18 protein-coding genes and 2 pseudogenes are annotated in these 17165 nt (G+C 60.0%); 5 read left to right on the forward strand and 15 right to left on the reverse strand.

Annotated elements, in window-relative coordinates; translation table 11 throughout:
- Window positions 1–217: 217 nt before the first annotated feature.
- The 7 genes from KGB03_RS11190 to KGB03_RS11220 all read right to left on the reverse strand — a co-directional run bounded on the left by KGB03_RS11190 (window position 218) and on the right by KGB03_RS11220 (window position 5753).
- Complete coding sequence (locus KGB03_RS11190) at window positions 218–1207, reverse strand: FecR family protein (RefSeq protein ID WP_223527082.1); 990 nt, start codon at window positions 1205–1207, stop codon at window positions 218–220.
- On the reverse strand, window positions 1204–1767 hold the full coding sequence (locus KGB03_RS11195) for an RNA polymerase sigma factor (RefSeq protein ID WP_218538126.1): 564 nt from the start codon (window positions 1765–1767) through the stop codon (window positions 1204–1206). Before KGB03_RS11195 ends, KGB03_RS11190 begins: the two co-directional genes overlap by 4 nt.
- Before the next feature lie 4 nt (window positions 1768–1771).
- Window positions 1772–2098, reverse strand: a complete 327-nt coding sequence (locus KGB03_RS11200; RefSeq protein WP_223527083.1) for a DUF3325 domain-containing protein — start codon at window positions 2096–2098, stop codon at window positions 1772–1774.
- Entirely contained in the window at window positions 2099–3679 is a 1581-nt protein-coding gene (locus KGB03_RS11205; protein ID WP_223527084.1) for a PepSY-associated TM helix domain-containing protein, read from the reverse strand.
- Entirely contained in the window at window positions 3679–3981 is a 303-nt protein-coding gene (locus KGB03_RS11210) for a DUF3649 domain-containing protein (RefSeq protein ID WP_218538123.1), read from the reverse strand. The genes KGB03_RS11205 and KGB03_RS11210 overlap by 1 nt, the downstream gene beginning before the upstream one ends.
- Before the next feature lie 203 nt (window positions 3982–4184).
- Entirely contained in the window at window positions 4185–4592 is a 408-nt protein-coding gene (locus KGB03_RS11215) for an HPF/RaiA family ribosome-associated protein (protein ID WP_111450355.1), read from the reverse strand.
- A 213-nt stretch (window positions 4593–4805) separates the two neighbouring features.
- Window positions 4806–5753, reverse strand: a complete 948-nt coding sequence (locus KGB03_RS11220; protein ID WP_008150625.1) for a LysR substrate-binding domain-containing protein — start codon at window positions 5751–5753, stop codon at window positions 4806–4808.
- 135 nt (window positions 5754–5888) lie between these two features.
- On the opposite strand from KGB03_RS11220, the gene KGB03_RS11225 reads away from it, so the two are divergent.
- From KGB03_RS11225 to KGB03_RS11235, 3 genes are all read left to right on the forward strand, one after another.
- Complete coding sequence (locus KGB03_RS11225) at window positions 5889–7265, forward strand: L-serine ammonia-lyase (RefSeq protein WP_223527085.1); 1377 nt, start codon at window positions 5889–5891, stop codon at window positions 7263–7265.
- Between the two features lie 60 nt (window positions 7266–7325).
- Window positions 7326–8627 (forward strand): serine/threonine transporter, encoded by a 1302-nt coding sequence (locus KGB03_RS11230; protein WP_192410188.1) that lies wholly within the window; start codon window positions 7326–7328, stop codon window positions 8625–8627.
- Window positions 8628–8845: 218 nt separating this feature from the next.
- Complete coding sequence (locus KGB03_RS11235) at window positions 8846–9163, forward strand: DUF3509 domain-containing protein (protein WP_008150633.1); 318 nt, start codon at window positions 8846–8848, stop codon at window positions 9161–9163.
- Here KGB03_RS11235 and KGB03_RS11240 read toward each other — a convergent pair.
- Complete coding sequence (locus tag KGB03_RS11240) at window positions 9160–9660, reverse strand: phosphate-starvation-inducible protein PsiE (protein WP_192410187.1); 501 nt, start codon at window positions 9658–9660, stop codon at window positions 9160–9162. The genes KGB03_RS11235 and KGB03_RS11240 overlap by 4 nt on opposite strands.
- A gap of 308 nt (window positions 9661–9968) precedes the next feature.
- On the opposite strand from KGB03_RS11240, the pseudogene KGB03_RS11245 reads away from it, so the two are divergent.
- Window positions 9969–10223, forward strand: a pseudogene (locus KGB03_RS11245) (YebG family protein); the annotation flags it as partial.
- A gap of 277 nt (window positions 10224–10500) precedes the next feature.
- On the opposite strand, the gene KGB03_RS11250 reads toward KGB03_RS11245, so the two are convergent.
- The 7 genes and pseudogenes from KGB03_RS11250 to KGB03_RS11280 all read right to left on the reverse strand — a co-directional run bounded on the left by KGB03_RS11250 (window position 10501) and on the right by KGB03_RS11280 (window position 16095).
- A complete protein-coding gene (locus KGB03_RS11250) occupies window positions 10501–11106 on the reverse strand; it encodes a hypothetical protein (protein ID WP_223527086.1) in 606 nt (201 codons plus the stop codon).
- An 8-nt stretch (window positions 11107–11114) separates the two neighbouring features.
- Window positions 11115–11312, reverse strand: a pseudogene (locus KGB03_RS11255) (transposase domain-containing protein); the annotation flags it as partial.
- 181 nt (window positions 11313–11493) lie between these two features.
- The gene (locus KGB03_RS31335) at window positions 11494–11676 is read right to left on the reverse strand and encodes a transposase (protein ID WP_223527087.1); all 183 of its coding nucleotides are present in this window, start codon (window positions 11674–11676) and stop codon (window positions 11494–11496) included.
- 94 nt (window positions 11677–11770) lie between these two features.
- Window positions 11771–12871 (reverse strand): dihydrolipoamide acetyltransferase family protein, encoded by a 1101-nt coding sequence (locus KGB03_RS11265; RefSeq protein WP_223527088.1) that lies wholly within the window; start codon window positions 12869–12871, stop codon window positions 11771–11773.
- Between the two features lie 16 nt (window positions 12872–12887).
- Complete coding sequence (locus KGB03_RS11270) at window positions 12888–13874, reverse strand: alpha-ketoacid dehydrogenase subunit beta (protein ID WP_223527089.1); 987 nt, start codon at window positions 13872–13874, stop codon at window positions 12888–12890.
- Window positions 13867–14961 (reverse strand): pyruvate dehydrogenase (acetyl-transferring) E1 component subunit alpha, encoded by a 1095-nt coding sequence (pdhA, locus tag KGB03_RS11275; protein ID WP_223527090.1) that lies wholly within the window; start codon window positions 14959–14961, stop codon window positions 13867–13869. The genes KGB03_RS11270 and pdhA overlap by 8 nt, the downstream gene beginning before the upstream one ends.
- A 114-nt stretch (window positions 14962–15075) precedes the next feature.
- Window positions 15076–16095 carry a Glu/Leu/Phe/Val dehydrogenase family protein gene (locus tag KGB03_RS11280; RefSeq protein ID WP_223429829.1) on the reverse strand — a complete coding sequence of 340 codons (1020 nt, stop codon included), beginning with the start codon at window positions 16093–16095 and terminating at the stop codon, window positions 15076–15078.
- 183 nt (window positions 16096–16278) lie between these two features.
- Between KGB03_RS11280 and KGB03_RS11285 the strand changes: the two genes are divergently transcribed.
- Window positions 16279–17082, forward strand: a complete 804-nt coding sequence (locus KGB03_RS11285; RefSeq protein WP_218538117.1) for a SirB1 family protein — start codon at window positions 16279–16281, stop codon at window positions 17080–17082.
- Window positions 17083–17165: the final 83 nt, after the last annotated feature.

Below are 17165 nucleotides of genomic sequence, written 5' to 3' on the forward strand. Positions count from 1 at the left end.
GTGTAGAACCGTTACGGATGCGAATGACTCGCAGTTTCAGTCACTACACGGATGGCGTCTGGGTTTACCTCACCAGAAAATTGAAAATATTTTCATTGGAATGATGTGGTGTTTGATCTGACGCCTTCGTCGGAACGCCGCCCGGAGCAAGCACGCTCCCACAGGTTCAGCGCAATCCAATGTGGGAGCGAGCCTGCTCGCGATGGGGCCAGCAGCCTCAACGCAAAATAATCAAACGCCCCAAAACCTTGTGCTGCTCAAACCCCAACACCCCTTGCAACGAACTCAGCACCGCTTGCGGATCCTTACTCGGAAAGCTGCCACTGACCCGCCGTCCCGCGAGTTCACCGTTGAGCAGCACAATCCGTCCCGGGTAATAACGCCCAAGGTCTTGCACCACGTCGGCGAGTGTCGCCTTGTAGTAATTGAGCCATCCCTGACGCCACGCCAATTGCGCTTCGCTGTCGACTGCATGGAGTTTTTCCGCCGCTCCCTCGCCATAGGCCACTTGCTGGCCAGCGATGAGGATTTGTTGCTCGGCGTACTTGTCCGCCGTCACACCGACCCGCCCGGACAACACCGTGACCTGCGCACCGTGCGGTTGCAGACGCACTTCGAACTGAGTCCCCAGCACCCGCGCCTGGCCTTTTTCAGCGTCCACCACGAACGGCTCGCCGGTATGGGTCACGCTGAAAAATCCGGCGCCGCGCCGCAGCTGAACGTGCCGCTCGCCACGACTGAAATCCACGGCGATTGCACTGTCCGCGTCCAAGGTGACTTGCGACTGATCCGACAGCGTGACAGTGCGAATCTCCCCCGGCGCCGACACATAGTCCGCGCCCAGATCATCGACCCAGCGCGACGGTTGCCAGCCAGCACCGACGCCGATCAGCACTACCATGCACGCCGCCATCGCCAACGCCCCGGACCAACGCCGAACGCGGGTACGGCGCGAGCAATTCATCGCAGTGAGATAACCCTGCAAGGCAAACGCGTCTTCACTGGCCAACGTTCGGGCCGGAGTTTCGGTCAACTCCCACACCACTTGCGCCTGGGCGTAAGCCTCGGCATGGGCGGGGGCGGCCTGTAACCAATGGCTGAAGGTGGCCTGATCGCCGCTGCTGGGCTGGTCATGCAACAGACTCAGCCAGGCGAAGGCCGCCTGTTCCTGAGCAAGCGTCGGGATGATGCGTTCGGCGTTGTTCACAGTGCTTTCCCTGGCGTGCGCGGTTCGGGTTCCCGCAGGCTGGCCTTGCAAGCCTCGAGGGCGCGCATCATATGTTTTTCAACGGCGCTTTGGGACAACCCCATGGCCTTGGCGATCTCGGCGTATTTGCGCCCGTGAATACGGTTGAGCAAAAAGATCTGCCGCGTGCGCTCGGGCAGCGCGCGCAACGCCGCTTCGACGTGACGCAAGTCGTTGCCTGCCTCCAGCGCCGCTTGCGGTTCACTGCCGTGGCTGTCGGGTTGATCCGGCATCCAGCCCTCATTGACCCGCACCCGCGTGCCTTCGCTGCGCAAATGGTCGATGGCGATGTTGCCGGCGCAGCGCAACAGGTAAGTGCTGAGCTCTTCAACCTGCACCAGCGGCCGACGCCAGAAACGCAGGAACAAATCCTGCACCAGGTCCGCGGCGGTCGCCCGACAACCGACACGACGGCTCACCAGCGCTTCCATTTGCGAACGCTGGGAAAGGAACACCTGCAGGAAATGCGCACGCGCACTACGATGTTCGTCGTCATGGGATTCCGGGGGGCTGGTGATCATCAGGTCAGCCCTTTGCAAACACGGCGACGGGGCTGGCAAGCAAACTCAAACCGGCCAACGCCAAGGCCAGGCGCGGGCGATACGGCATCAACCACACCAGCAGCAAAGCGCTGAGCATCAACACCGCAAACCACTCCACCAATCCAAGTCCCCACCCCGTCGACGACACCGCAGCCCACAGCGATAACGCCAGCAACAACCAGCCACTGAGTTTCATTGCTTGGCGGCGACGGGCCGAGGGCTTGCGCCCCAGCAGTTCGGCGTGATGCCGATCCATCGATAAACACAGCGCGGTGAAACCGCCGTAGCACAGCAACAAGGCCAGGAACATTCAGTGCGCCTCTTGCTCAAGCAGCATCGGTTTCGCCCGTGGTCGGGTGACGATTCCAGCCTGCCCCGCGCGCTGCATTCTCCACGCAGCCCACGCAAAAAACAGACCGCTGCCCAGACACGTCAGATCGAAACCGGCCATGGCCCAATCGCCCTGCATCAGGGTGACGCCCAAGTGATAAGGCGTAGTCAACGCGTTCAGCAACGGCAGCGCACAGAACAGCAACGCCGTCAGCGCCAACTGTTCGACCCACGCGGCGCGACCACGGCGGACCATGGCGTGCAACACACTCAGGCCCCAGACGATGAAGAAGCTGTTCACCTCCCAATCCGCCCGCCCGGCCATTGCGACCGGCAACAATCGATTGGCCCAGAAGAACGCCGCCACCGCGACCATCAACCCCGACAGGCTGGCGATGTTCAGCACTTCCACCAGCCGCAACTCAAACGGCATCACACCGCTCTTCGCATGTTTGAGCTGACGCTTGCCGAGCCAGATCACCAGTCCGGTGCCGATCATCGCAGTGCCCGCCAACCCACATATGAAGTACAGCCAGCGCAACACCGGACCGGCGAAATGGCCCATGTGCAAGCCATAGAAACTGCCGGCAATCGCCATGGGCAATGCTTGCTTCGGCGTTGCGCTGACCAACTGTCCGGTCACACCGTTGAATGTCACCGCGCTGCCAAAGTCGTGGACTACTCGGTCGGCGCCGTCACGCGCAAGAATGACCGAGGCATTCGCATCGCCCGGATTGTTCACCGTCAGCGACCCTGTTCTCCCGCCCGACCACAGCTCGCTGGCCCGTTCCAGCAGCGGAGCCAAGGGTGCCAACTGGCCCGGTTTGCCTGCCATGTCGGGCGTATTGGACGCCGGAAACACCTCATCGTAAAACGCCTCGGCATCACCTTTGTACGCGGCAAGGATGCTCGCCGGCATCACCATCGACATGAAAATCACCAGGCTGCTGTAAGTGATCATCAGATGAAACGGCAACACCAGAACGCCCACCGCGTTGTGCCCGTCCAGCCAGGAGCGCTGGCCCTTGCGCGGGCGGAAGGTGAAGAAGTCCTTGAAGATTTTCTTGTGGGTGATGATCCCGCTGATCAGCGCGACGAACATCACCATCGCTGCGATCGTCGACAGCCAGCGCCCCCACGGATAGGGCATCTGCAGTTGAAAGTGGAAGCGGTAAAAGAACTCGCCACCGCGTGTGTCCCGGCCCTGCACTTCTGCACCGGTTTGCGGATCGAGGCGTTTTTCGGTGAATTGACCGCGCGTGCCGGGCTTGGCCGGTGCTTGCTGCCACCTCACCGACAGCCCGGGTTCGCGAGCATCCGGCAAATCGATGAGCCATCGCGAGGCACCCGCTGCGTGCTGCTCAAGGTAGTGCTGGGCCAGGGTCAGACTGGCTTCTGAGGACAGCGAACGGGCGGGAATTTCCGGCTGCATCCAGTGGCTGATCTCATCCTTGAAATAGGCGAGCGTGCCGGTCAGGAAAATCGCGAACAGCAGCCAGCCGAAGATCAACCCGGCCCAGGTGTGCAGCCAGGCCATGGCCTGCCGAAAGCCCTCTTTCATCAGTGGCCCAACCAGTACGCCAGCCCCGCCACCGCCGCCAAAACCACGCTTGGCACGATCAATCCGAACCAGGCTTGCCACGCACTTCGACAGGCAAAGCACCAAAGCACAGCGACCAGATACACCAAAAACGAGGTCATCATCCCGGTGACCACCGCTTCGCCACGAGCCAAAGGCAGCCACATCGTCAGGCTGACACTGGCCAATGCCGCGACGAGGTAACCCCCCAGCACGGCGGCCAGCACTCGGGAAGTGACGGCCAGTCGGTAGGAAACGGGGAGCGCGGTGATTTTGCCTTTCATGTTTCGACCTTGAAACGGGTGAGGCCTCGTGAATGTCACGGAGCCAACAAGGCCGCAATATTAATGATAAATATTCTCATGTGCAAAATAGAATACGACGGGATCGTTGTTACACCAGTCAGCGGTCAGTCAGCACAAACAAAAACGGGCCTGCATAAGCAGACCCGTTTGTCAGTGGTGGAAGGTAAAAACCTAATCAGATATCAGCCGTTTTGCGCAGCCTGTTCGTTCTCGAGAAACTCGTCTTCCAGCAGCGCATCGGCTGCAACTCTCTCAAACGGCACTATAGCGGCACGTGGTTTGCCCCGCAGTTTGCCGAACAGGTGCTCAAGCGCATGTTCAAGTTTTTCGGCCGCACCGTCGATCGCCAGTTCCAGGTTTGCGGCTTTATGGGTGACAGAAATCGGTTGGTGGCCTTTTGGCCGCGCTTCCAGCTGACAGCGCATGTCATGGGGACCTGGCTTGTCGCCGTTCTCGTCCCGCAGATGAACCTCGACGCGTGTCAGGTCCTCTTCATAACGTTCGAGCGTGCTCTCAATGGTAGTACGTACCCACTCCTCCAGTCGGATGCTGCTTTGAATATGGTTATCGCTGTTGACTTGGATTTGCATAGTTCATCCCTTATTTCAGCTAGCTCGCGAGAGGCACATCGGCTGGCCCTTGGGCGTCGTCACCGTGACCTCTTACTTACACAATCGGTCGGCTCGCAGAACAATTCAACCCCTAAAAAAAGATAAATTTTCATACGCAAAAAAAGCCAGACAAGGAGCAAAAGCGCTGTTAAGGTCGGGAGTTGGGTCGCCTGACTCTTTTGTCACAATTGCTCACATCTGCCGCTCCGCCAGCGGATGCAGGCTTCGAAATATCCCCGCCTCTTCCACCAGCCAGTCATGCACCGCACGCACGCCCGGATGGCTCAGCGCCCCAGGCGCATAGAGCAGCACGTAACGCTTGTGATTGGGTACCGCCAAGCCAAACGGCACGATCAACGTCCCCCGCTCCAACTCATCATTGAGCAAGGTTCGCCGCGCAATCGCCACGCCCATCCCGGCAATCGCCGCTTCGATGGTCAGGTGATTGCGATTGAAGGTGTGCCCGCGCCGCACGTCCGCACCTTCGAAGCCGATGGCGTTGAGGTAAAACTCCCATTCTGCGTACTCGTAACTGCCGCGCCAGGCGGTAATGTCGTGCAGCAACGGGAAATGCATCAGGTCCGCCGGGCCATGCAGCGGCGGCCGACCGCGCAGCAGGCTTGGGGCACAGACCGGGAAGATCTGTTCGTCGAGCAAGGTTGTGGATAACAAACCGGGATAGCTGCCGTCATTCAGGTCGATGGCCAAGTCAAAGTCGCCTTCGTGCAATGGCACGCTGCTGTCCTCGGCCACCAGACGCAATTGAATGTCCGGAAAGCGCTGCTGCAAGCGCGGCAACCTTGGGGTCAACCACTTGCTCAGGAACGATGGAATCGAGCGCACCCGCAAAATCCCACTGATCATTCCGGCATCCAGTCGTCGCAATTCCGCATCGATGCTGCCGTAGGCCTCGTTGACCGTGATGGCCAGTCGCTGGCCTTCAGCGCTCAATTCCACGCCGCGAGCGCGACGATGAAACAGGCGAAAACCCAGTCGCTCTTCCAGCTGTCGGATTTGCTGACTGACCGCACCCGGCGTGATGTGCAGTTCTTCGGCGCAACGGGTGAACGACAAGTGCCGCGCGGCACAGGAAAACACGTGCAGCCAGACGTAAGTCTGGGCGTGCAATTGGCGACTCATTGTTTAGTCCTGCTAAAGGCTGTCTTAGGAAGTTTCGTTGGTCACGTAGGACCGAGGTAGGCAGTATCGCCGATATTGCGCTTGTCCTACAAAAATGGCAGCGATTTCTCTTCCATTGCTTGTATAGGCTTTAGCATGGCTATCAGTGTTTTCGATCTCTTCAAAGTCGGCATCGGTCCGTCCAGTTCCCATACCGTCGGCCCGATGCGCGCCGCCGCGACCTTCGCCCAAGCCCTGATTGACCAACAATTGCTGGCCGACGTACGGCGGGTAGAAATCCGGCTTTATGGCTCGCTGTCGGCGACCGGCGTCGGTCACGCCACCGACCGTGCCTGCGTCATGGGCCTGATGGGCGAGTGGCCGGACAGCATCGATCCCACGTCCATCGACAGCCGAATCCAGACCCTGCGCGAAACCGGCGAACTGTTTCTGGCAGGCAAAACCACCATCGCCTTCAACTGGCAACGCGACCTCCTGCTGCTGGACGAGAGCCTGCCCTACCACCCCAATGCCATGTCGCTGACAGCCTTTGGCGAAACCGGAGAGCTGGCAGAGCAAACGTACTACTCGATCGGTGGCGGTTTCATCATCGAAGCGGCCGAAGCCGAGTCCGGCATCGCGCCCACCAGCGATGTGGTGCTGCCCTACGATTTTTCCAGTGCCGCCGAACTACTCAAGCTCTGCAACCTGCATGGTCTGCGCGTTTCCGAGTTGATGATGGCCAATGAATTGGCTTGGCGCAGCGAAGCCGAAATCCGTCAGGGACTACTGCACATTTGGTCGGTGATGCGCGAATGCGTCGAGCAAGGGCTGCACCATGAAGGCATCCTGCCCGGCGGTCTGAATGTTCCCCGTCGCGCGGCGAAACTGCACCGCAGCCTGTTGGAAATCGGCAAGCCGAATGTCATCACCTCCACGCTATCGGCCATGGAGTGGGTGAACCTGTTTGCCCTCGCCGTGAACGAGGAAAACGCAGCGGGCGGGCGCATGGTCACGGCGCCGACCAACGGCGCGGCGGGGATCATTCCGGCGGTGCTGCATTACTACATGAAATTCAACCCGGACGCGTCGGACGATGACGTCGTCGCGTTCTTCTTGGGCGCTGCGGCCGTAGGAATCCTCTGCAAGAAAAACGCGTCTATCTCCGGCGCCGAAGTTGGCTGCCAGGGCGAAGTCGGCTCCGCCTGCGCCATGGCCGCCGCCGGGTTGGCGGACGTGCTCGGCGCCACGCCAGAGCAACTGGAAAACGCTGCCGAAATCGGCCTGGAACACAACCTCGGCCTGACCTGCGACCCGGTCGGCGGCCTGGTGCAAGTGCCATGCATCGAGCGCAACGCCATCGCCGCCGTGAAGGCGATCAACGCTACGCAAATGGCGCTACGCGGTGACGGCAAACACTTCATTTCCCTGGACCGGGTGATTCGCACCATGCGCGATACCGGCGCCGACATGCATGACAAATACAAAGAGACTTCACGGGGCGGCCTGGCTGTCAGCTGGGTGGAGTGCTGAGGAGCATTTCCGACGCCTGTAACACGTGAGCCCGAGCAAGAACAATAACGAGGCCAAACGATGACCGATGTACGTACACCTGCTGCCGATAATCCTGCTGTAGACCTGACACGCAATAGCGAAATAACCCACAAAGGCTGGAGTAAACACGACACCACCTGGATGCTTGGCCTTTATGGCACCGCCATCGGCGCCGGCACGCTGTTCCTGCCGATCAACGCCGGCGTAGGCGGTTTCTGGCCGCTGCTGATCCTGGCAGTGCTGGCCTTCCCGATGACCTTCTTCGCCCACCGCGGCCTGACCCGCTTCGTGTTGTCCGGGCGTTCCGGGGACATCACCGAAGTGGTGGAAGAACACTTCGGCATCGGGGCTGGCAAGCTGATCACGCTGCTGTATTTCTTTGCGATCTTCCCGATTCTGCTGGTGTACAGCGTGGCGCTGACCAATACCTTGAGCAGCTTCATGGAGCATCAGTTGCACATCGCCCCGCCACCACGGGCGATTCTGTCACTGGTGCTGATCCTCGGTCTGATGGCCATCGTCCGTTGCGGTCAGGGCGTCATCGTCAAATGCATGAGCGTGCTGGTTTATCCGTTCGTGGCGGCGTTGCTGCTGCTCGGTTTGAGCCTGATCCCGAACTGGAACGGCGCATTCTTCGCCACCGCCAGTGAAGGCATGCCGATGCCGCTGTTCTTCAAGACGTTGTGGCTGGCGATCCCGGTGATGGTGTTTTCGTTCAACCATTCGCCAATCATCTCCGCCTTCTCCGTCGATCAGAAACAGCGTTACGGCGAACAGGCCGAACGCAAAAGCAGCGGCATCCTCGCCATCGCCCACGCGATGATGGTGGTGACGGTGATGTTCTTCTGCTTCAGCTGCGTGCTGGCCTTGTCACCGGCGGATTTGGCGGCTGCCAAGGCGCAGAACATCTCGATCCTGTCGTACCTGGCCAACCACTTCCAGACACCGGTCATCGCTTACGCGGCGCCGCTGATTGCGCTGGTGGCGATCACCAAGTCCTTCCTCGGCCATTACATCGGCGCCAGCGAAGGCTTTCAGGGACTGATTGTGAAAAGCCTGCGCGGTCGTGGCCGGGTGATGTCAGCGAGCTGGCTGAACCGCGTGACCGCACTGTTCATGATCCTCAGTTGCTGGGCCGTGGCGACCTTCAACCCGAGCATCCTCGGCATGATCGAAACCCTCGGCGGGCCGATCATCGCGTGCCTTTTGTTCCTGATGCCGATGTACGCCATCCGTCGAGTGCCAGCCTTGCGCCAGTATTCGGGTCAGGCCTCGAACGTGTTCGTGGTACTGATCGGTTTGATTGCACTGTCTGCGATCATCTACTCATTCATGCCCTGAAACGGGCAGGCAAAAAGAAGGCGGGCTGTAGTGCCCGCCTTCTTTTTTGCCGTGTCTATTGTTCGACAATTTTTCCGGCATGCCCCTTGCTACGTTACCTGTGAGGCAAAAGGACTGTTGAAAACCTCAGCGAGCGACGTGCCGGTGGTCTGGTGTTGCGAACTAATCCCGATCACGGCGGGTCAACAACTGCACGTTCAATCAGGCGGTAACGCATCATGGACAACCCTTTTCAGCTCATTACCGATGCTTTTGCAGCGGATTATCAGATCAACCTGAGCATTCAGGGCCTGGATGGCAGCATCATGCTGACCCTGTCCAACAGCGGTCACGTGGTCGCCAAACGGATGATCAGCGCCGAACAACGCAATGACCCCCAGCGCCTCAAACGCCTGGTACAAAGCATTCAGTTCGGCATCGCCATCGAACAGGGCCATAGCGCCGTGGCCATCCTCGAAGCCATGACCGACGGCGACAATCACAACCTGCCGCCGCCGCGCGTCAAGGGCCACAGCCGGCCAGCCATGCGGCTTTAAAGCTCGCCCTTCTCGACTTCGGGATGCTCACCGGAACCCGCACCGATCTTGCGTTGCGGGTGTTCGATCTTCACCGAAGGGAATTGCGACGAAGCGTAACGCACCACCAGAATCGAGAACGCCAGCAGCAGAATCCCGCCGCACAGGTAGATGATGCCGATATCCGGCGGGTTGTGGTGCGAGACGTTGGAGATCAGCAGTCGCGTCAGCGCGGTGATCGCCACGTAGATCAGGAAACGCACCGGCATGTGGTTGGTCTTGAAGTAAATCCCGACCATCGCCCCCAGTTCCAGGTAGATGAACAGCAGCAAGATGTCATCGATCTTGATGTGCCCCGCCTCGATCATCTGCAAAAACTCCATCACCGCCGCCCACGCGGTGACTGCACCGATGGCAAACAGCGCCATGTAATGGAAGGTCTCGACGAACAGGTTGCCCAGGGACTCGGCCAGTTGATGCACGTTCTGCCGCAGGTTCTCGGCCCAGTTGATTTTCACGATGATTCTTCCTTAGCTCGGTTCGAGCGGATGATGCGGGTTTGACGTGACGGTTGTCTTGCATGCAGAAAAAAGGCCAGAGGCTGTTGGGTGAGATGGCGATGGGCTGCTACTGGACACTTTTGTACTGGATTCGAGGGCCTCATCGCGAGCAAGCTCGGCTCCCACAGGTTTTGCGCAGACCACCTGAATTCGGTCTACATTAAAAAGCCACTACCCAAAGCGCAGGGATTCGCTTATCCTTTTCGCTGTATATAAATACAGTGGTCGAATAAGACAACTTAATGTGAAGGCATGTGAGGTGGTGAATGGCCGTCGAAGTGGTATACCGCAGCAGCCGAGATCTGGAGCGCTTGTTCATGGATAAAGCCGAAGCTGACCGTCATGACAAAATGCTCGAACTGGCCGAGTTGCTGGCCGAAGTGTTGCAAAAAGCCGTTCCGTCCCTGACCGAACAGCAAGTGGAAGAAGCCGGGATCTACATGGCGAAGAACCGCGATGTGTTCGCCAAGGCGTTCAAGAGCCAACCGGACGCGCTGTCCGAATTGCTGAATGCGCCTGCTGAAGTCGTTGAAAAGGCTGCCCCCGTTGAGGCACCTGCACCTGCTGAAGTCGCTGAGCCGACCAAGCCTGCTAAAGCGCCCAAGGCTGCCAAGTAAGCAACGCCCGAATTGAATAGGCCCTGAGTCAAATGACTCAGGGCCTTTTTCATGCCTGCGATAAACCTAAGCTTCGGGTTGTTCCAGCGAAAGCGGCTGGCTAATACGCCTATACATTGCTTTCACGTCAATTCACGTTCTCTGCATTAGCCTCTCAAATCCCTGTCGGCAAGAGGGCTGATTATTTTTTGGGGAGCGATGCGATCATTTGATCAAAGGCCGCTACCGAGTATCTTTCATCAAGGTTTTCTACGGTGGGCATTTTTGAAGGGAACCCGAATCGCACTCTGCCGGGAAGCGCTTCATTCATAGCTGAGTACCAGGTCAGCAGAGCTTGTTGGAGGCGCACGTGTAGCTCGAATCTACTCCGTCGGCGGGTGGTGTCTGCTTTGGCTCGTTCGCGCGCGAGCTGAGGATCTATGCGGCCAACAATGTAACAGTCAGCAAAGCCAATACGTCCTTGTGCGATCGTTTCTCTTGTAGCGTCCAACTCTATTCGCCAGTCGTGTTCGCTCGCCTCGCCGATCTGCCAAAGACTCCAAATGTAGTGGAGCTTGAGAGGGTCACTGTCACACAAAGCCCACGAAGAAATGTCTTCCATGGCCAGCGCCGTTTGCCAGCGATCCACGTTTCTCTCTGCCCAAAAAGTTGCCGCTCCGACCGGATCCTTTATCCGATCTGGCTCGTTTTCAAAACGGCCGTTTTCAGGAATGACATGTTGCCCTCCATGCTTATCGCACCAAGTGGTTTTCCCACTGGCGCTGATACCCTCAACAACCAATATCATCGTGATGACTACTCCGTTAATTGCGCCATGATCTCACTTGCTCGCTGTGTCGGCAGCCGCATCAGCACATTTTTAAGATAGGCATACGGGCCATACCCATTCATGCGCGCCGACTGGATCAGGCTCATGATCGCCGCCGCCCGTTTTCCGCTGCATAACGACCCGGCAAACAATCAGTTCGAGCGCGCAAGTGCCCACGGTCGGACTCAGCTGTTCCGGAGTCATCTGGTCGTGAGGACGTCATGCCGCTGATTGTGCCAGACAGGCGATCAGCGGCGATAAACCGATGGGCTACCGGACGGTGTCAAAGCACTGTGATCGATCCGACCGCACCGCCTCGCTGCCTTGGACAGCCCCAGCACAAAGCCTGAAGCTGCTCGCTATCCACTATGACTTCCGGGGCATGCCGAATGCTGCTGGCTGACCCCGGTGGAGCGGCATCCACTTGCGAATGACGTTGGCATTGATGCCGTGGCTGATGGCAACGCTGGAGATGATTGCTCCGGGTTGCAGGCAATCCTGAACAACCTGGGCCTTGAACGATTTGGGATAAGAGCTTCGTAGGCGCATGAAAACCCTGGCGATAAGGGTGATCGCGCCCGCTTAAAATACGCGGACACCATCGTCCTTAAAGCTGGAGTTCGGAAGGTGATTTGGCCGGATGCTAACGTTCCAGCGCCTCGACCAGCGCCTTGAAGAAACGCGCCGCCTCGCCCCCCGTGACCACACGATGATCGAAAGTCAGGGACAGCGGCAAAACCGGATGCACCACCACCGCGCCATCGACCGCGACCGGTTCGTCACGGATCGCGCCAGCGGCGAGGATCGCGACTTGCGGCGGCACCACCACCGGGTTGGCGTAGCGACCGAACAAGGTGCCGAAATTCGACAGCGTCAGGGTTGCACCCATCATTTCCTTGGGCGGAATCGATCGCGCCTGCACATCGGCTCTTAATCGCATGACGCCTTCCTTCAAATCAGCCGGGGTGCGGTGACCGACATCGCGCAGCACTGGCACGAACAAGCCGTCCGGGGTGTCCACGGCGATGCCCAGGTCGAGCCGTTCGTGTTGCTTGAGCGACAGGCTTTTGCCATCGAAGGCGCTGTTGAGCACCGGCTCCACGGCGCACGCGGCGGCCATCGCTTTGGCGAGACGAATCAGCGGTTCGCGCGCCTGACCCCAGCGATGCAGGTCGGCATCACCGAAAATCGTCACCGGCACGACTTCGGCATGGGACCGGGCCATGTTCAGCGCCATGCTGCGCCGCACACCGCGCAACCGTTCGCCGCCGAAGCGATCCAGTTCAGTTTGAGCCGCGTTTTCCACATCCGTCCGGGTGATCAGCCCCTCGTGGCCAGAGCCCGTCACACCGCTCAACTCCACGCCAAGTTGCCGGGCCAATTGCCGCACGGCCGGCGTGGCGCGAGTCGCCAGGTGCTCTCGGGTCGAGGGGGCCGCTCCGATGAAAAACGAGTCCTCCTGACTGCTGCCGCCACCTTCGAGTCGCCCCACTACGGTGCCCGCATCGGCTTCGCCTTCGTAGCCGAGCAAGGGTTCTCCGACGTGAACGATGTCGCCCTCGCCGCCGTAAAGTTTTGCCACCACGCCGTCATAGGGCGCGGGAATATCCACCAGGGCTTTGGCGGTTTCTACCGACACCAGCAGTTGATCGGCCTTGACGTTATCGCCGACCGCGACGTGCCAGCGGACGATTTCCGCCTCCTGCAAACCTTCGCCCAGATCCGGCAGTTTGAAGTATTTCATCGCAGCCTCCTTGGGTTCAGGCAAAGTGAAGAACGTTATCGCAGGCCTGAAGAATGTCCTCGACGTTGGGCATGTACAGCGACTCAAGTCGATACAGCGGCGGCGGAATGTCCGGCGCCGTAACGCGCTGGATCGGTGCCTGCAATTCCAGCAACACCCGCTCATAGAGGCTCGCGGCGATTTCCGCACCGACGCCACAGGAGCGCGGCGCTTCATGAACGATCACGCAACGGCCGGTCTTGCGCACCGAGGCTTCCATCGTGTCGAGGTCCAGCGGCTTGATACTCGCGACATCGATCACTTCCGCCGAGACGCCCCGCTCGGCCAATGCGGTGGCAGCTTGCAGGGTTTCCATCACACTGGCACCCCAGCTGATCAGCGTGATGTCGCTGCCTTCACGCAGGGTGAAACAGCTGTCCAGTGGCAGGCGTTTACCGTCATCCAACAGAGGTTGCGGGTTCATGCGATAGAGCCGGGTCGGTTCGAGAAACACCACCGGGTCCGGGTCATCGATGGCCGCCAGCAACAAGCCATAGGCCCGGGCCGGCGATGACGGAATCACCACCCGCAGACCTGGAATGTGCGCGAACAATGCTTCTGTGCTTTCGCTGTGATGTTCCGGCGCGCGAATCCCTGCGCCCATCGGCGTGCGCATCACCATCGGGCACGTGATCCGCCCGCGAGTGCGATTACGCATGCGGCTGGCGTGGGACACCAGGTGTTCCATGGCCGCGTAGATGAAACCCATGAACTGGATTTCCACCACTGGTTTCAAGCCCTGAGCGGCCATGCCGACCACCAGTCCGCCGAGCATGGTTTCGGCCAGCGGCGAGTCGATGACTCGCTTGAAGCCAAAGCCGTCGCGCAGCCCTTGGGTAGCGCGAAACACGCCGCCGTTCACCCCGACGTCTTCACCGAGGACGATGACGTTTTCGTCTTCGCTCATGGCCCGATGCAACGCGAGATTCACCGCTTCCAGCAACGTGACTTTGCCGTTACTCATGGCTCGCATCTCCCGCGCGGCGCGCCGCCCGTTCGAGCAATTCTTCACGCTGCCCGGCGAGGGACGCCGGCCATTGGGCGTAGACGTGATCCATGATCGATTCGGGCGCCTGAATACCCGCCGCTTCGAAGTTATCCACAGCACGTTGAACCAAGCCCTGACATTCGCTGATCAGCGCCTGTTCGCGGCCTTCGTCCCACACGCCCTGGTCAACCATGAAACGTTGCAAGCGTTTGACCGGCTCTTCGAGCCAGGCCTGCTTGACCTCGTCCGCCGACCGGTAGCGTGTGGCATCGTCGGCTGTCGTGTGGTCGCCGAGGCGGTAGCTCAGGCACTCGAGCAACACCGGGCCTTTACCGTGACGCGCCCTGTCGAGGGCCACGTGTACCCGGTCATAAACCGCGAGCATGTCATTGCCGTCGACCTGCTCACCGTGGAACCCGGCACCGATCGCTTTCTGTGCCAGGGTCGGGGCGCCGCACTGAATCCGTCGTGGCACCGAGATCGCCCATTGGTTGTTATTGACCACGAACACCACCGGCAGCTGCCAGGCTCCGGCGACGTTGAGGGCTTCGAGGAAATCGCCCTTGCTGGTGGCGCCGTCGCCGCAGGTGGTGACGGCGACCCGATGTTCGCCGCGGATTTTGAATGCACTGGCAACGCCGCAGGCATGCAAGGCCTGGGTGGCAATCGGCACACAGATCGGAAAGTCCTGGGCCGCCGCCGGTTCGGCAAAATCGCTGCCGCGCTCGTCACCGCCCCAGTACAGGAGGATTTCTTCCATGCGCACCCCGCGCATCAACTGCACGGCGGTGTCACGGTAATACGGAATCAGCACGTCTTCGGCGTGCATCACGCTGCCGACGGCGACGCCAATGGCTTCCTGGCCCAATGTCGGCGCATAAGTGCCAATGCGCCCGGTGCGTTGCAGGGCGACGGCTTTCTGATCGAAAAGGCGGGTCAGGACCATCTGCCGATAAAGGCGCGTGAGCAAATTGAAATCGTCGGCCCAGGCAGGAAGTTCGCCGAGCAATTGGCCGTCAGGGGATAAAAATCGGGTGTAAGGCAGCTCAACCTTGTGAAGCATCACAGGGGCTCCTGTCACGCCGCGTCAGCGTGCGTCAGTCAAGCCTGACGCTTGTGGCGCCAGGCCTTGGGAGCAAGTCTGCCGGATAGGCCCTCACTCCTTCATCGGTTCACTTCATCGATACAGCACTTTCTCCGCCAACTCGTCCGCTACCCGGGCCGGCGAGCGTTTTTCCGCTTGGGCATGGGCGAAGACTTCGGTCAGCCGGGAGCTGATTTTCGACAGGTGTGCGGTGATGGTCGATAGCTCTTCGCCGCGGTGCTTGAGCGAAACGTAGATCAGCCCGCCGGAATTGATCACGTAATCCGGCGCATACAGAATGCCCCGCCGCTCCAGTTGATCAGCGACTTCCAGATGGGTCAGTTGGTTGTTCGCCGAACCGGCCACCGCCGCGCAACGCAATTGCGTCACGCTGTGGCTGTTGAGCACGCCACCGAGGCCGCAGGGCGCGAGAATGTCGCAAGGGGTGCTGAGCAGCGCGTCGTTGGCGATGGGGTGAGCGCCGAGTTGCTCCATCGCCAATTGCACTTTGCCGTGATCGATGTCGCTGACCAGCAATTCGGCTCCGGCGGCGTGCAGCTGTTCGGCGAGGGCATAGCCAACGTTGCCGAGCCCTTGAATCGCTACTCGCAGGCCTTCGAGGTTATCGCTGCCCAGCCGGGCCATGGCGGTGGCACGAATACCGGTGAACACGCCCATCGCCGCGTGCGGTGCCGGGTCGCCCGCCGCGGTGGTGCTGGTGACGTGCTGGGTCTGTTGGGCGATGCAATCCATGTCCGCCACCGAAGTGCCACTGTCGATGGCGGTGATGTAGCGGCCGTCGAGCTGATTGATGCAACGCCCGAAGGCTTCGAATAGCGCGGCGCGGTTTTCCACATGAACCGGGCGAACAATCACCGCCACGCCGCCGCCCTGAGCCAGGCCGGCCAGCGCCGCCTTGTAACTCATGCCTTGGGCGAGGCGCACCGCATCCTCGACGGCGGACTCGTCGCTGGGATAGGCAAGGTAACGACACCCGCCCAGGGCAGGCCCCAGACGGCTGTTATGAATGGCAATGACCGCCTTCAACCCGGTGACCGAGTCGACGCTCAGATGCAGGGATTCAAGGCGAGTGCTTTGCATGAGAGCGAACATCGTAGGGCTCCCGAATCACTTCTTGTAGTGGCCAGTATAGGCTTGCGCCCAAAAATTGCAGAAGCGCACCGGAATAAGCGACGCCGCCATGCAGACTTTCGGACATAACCTGCAACCGCCTATGTTCGGCACTGGACGAATGCCGGAGACGGGGCTAAAACGAGGCATTAGCCGGAGATTTTGATGACCCCCCGCCAACGTTTTTTCGACTGTCTGCAACGTTCACCGCCCGCGCTGTTCGAGGCGGCGCTGTGGATTGCCGCCGAACACGACAGTGAGGTCAATCCCGAGGCCGTGCTGCAAGGTTTCAAGGACCTGCAACAACGGGTCAGTTGTGGCTTGCCGATGTTGCCGGTGAGCGAGCTGGCCCAGCCGTTGTTACGGCGTATGAATGACTTGGGATTCGCTCAGGACGACTCCACGCCATTGCGTCCGCAAGTCGCGCTGGTCAATAAAGTGCTGGAACGCAGACGCGGGCAGCCACTGAGCCTGGGATTGATTGCTCTGGAACTGGCCAAAGGTCTGGAAATCCCCATGGTTGGAGTCAACTTCCCCGGGCATTTCCTGCTGCGGGTACCGGGCGCCGATCACCTGCTCGACCCGTGCGGCGGGCGTCGTTTGTACCCCAACGATTGCCGGGAATTGCTGCAACGCCAGTACGGCCCGAACATGCAGCTTGGCGCCGAGCATTTGCTCACCGCCGAGCCGGTGCAAATGCTGCAGCGGCTGTCGCGTAACCTGCGTCAGTTACACCTTTCCAACGATGACTACATCGGCGCCCTGATCGACGCCGAACGCGTGCTGGAACTGGGCAACGCCAGTGCCTCCGACTACCTGGCCCGGGCCAGCCTCTATCAACGGCTGGATTGCCCGAACGCCGAGCGCTTTGACCTGGAGCATGCCCTGCTGCTCAGTGACGACCCGATTCAGCGGATTCGCCTGACTGAACGGTTGGGACATTTGCCGCCTAACTCCATCGTCCATTAACCACACATCCCCTGTGGGAGCGGGCTTGCTCGCGAAGAGGGTGTGTCAGCTACATTCATGTTGACTGACACGCCCTCTTCGCG

This window comes from Pseudomonas sp. BF-B-26, assembly GCF_019956495.1.
Lineage (GTDB): Bacteria > Pseudomonadota > Gammaproteobacteria > Pseudomonadales > Pseudomonadaceae > Aquipseudomonas.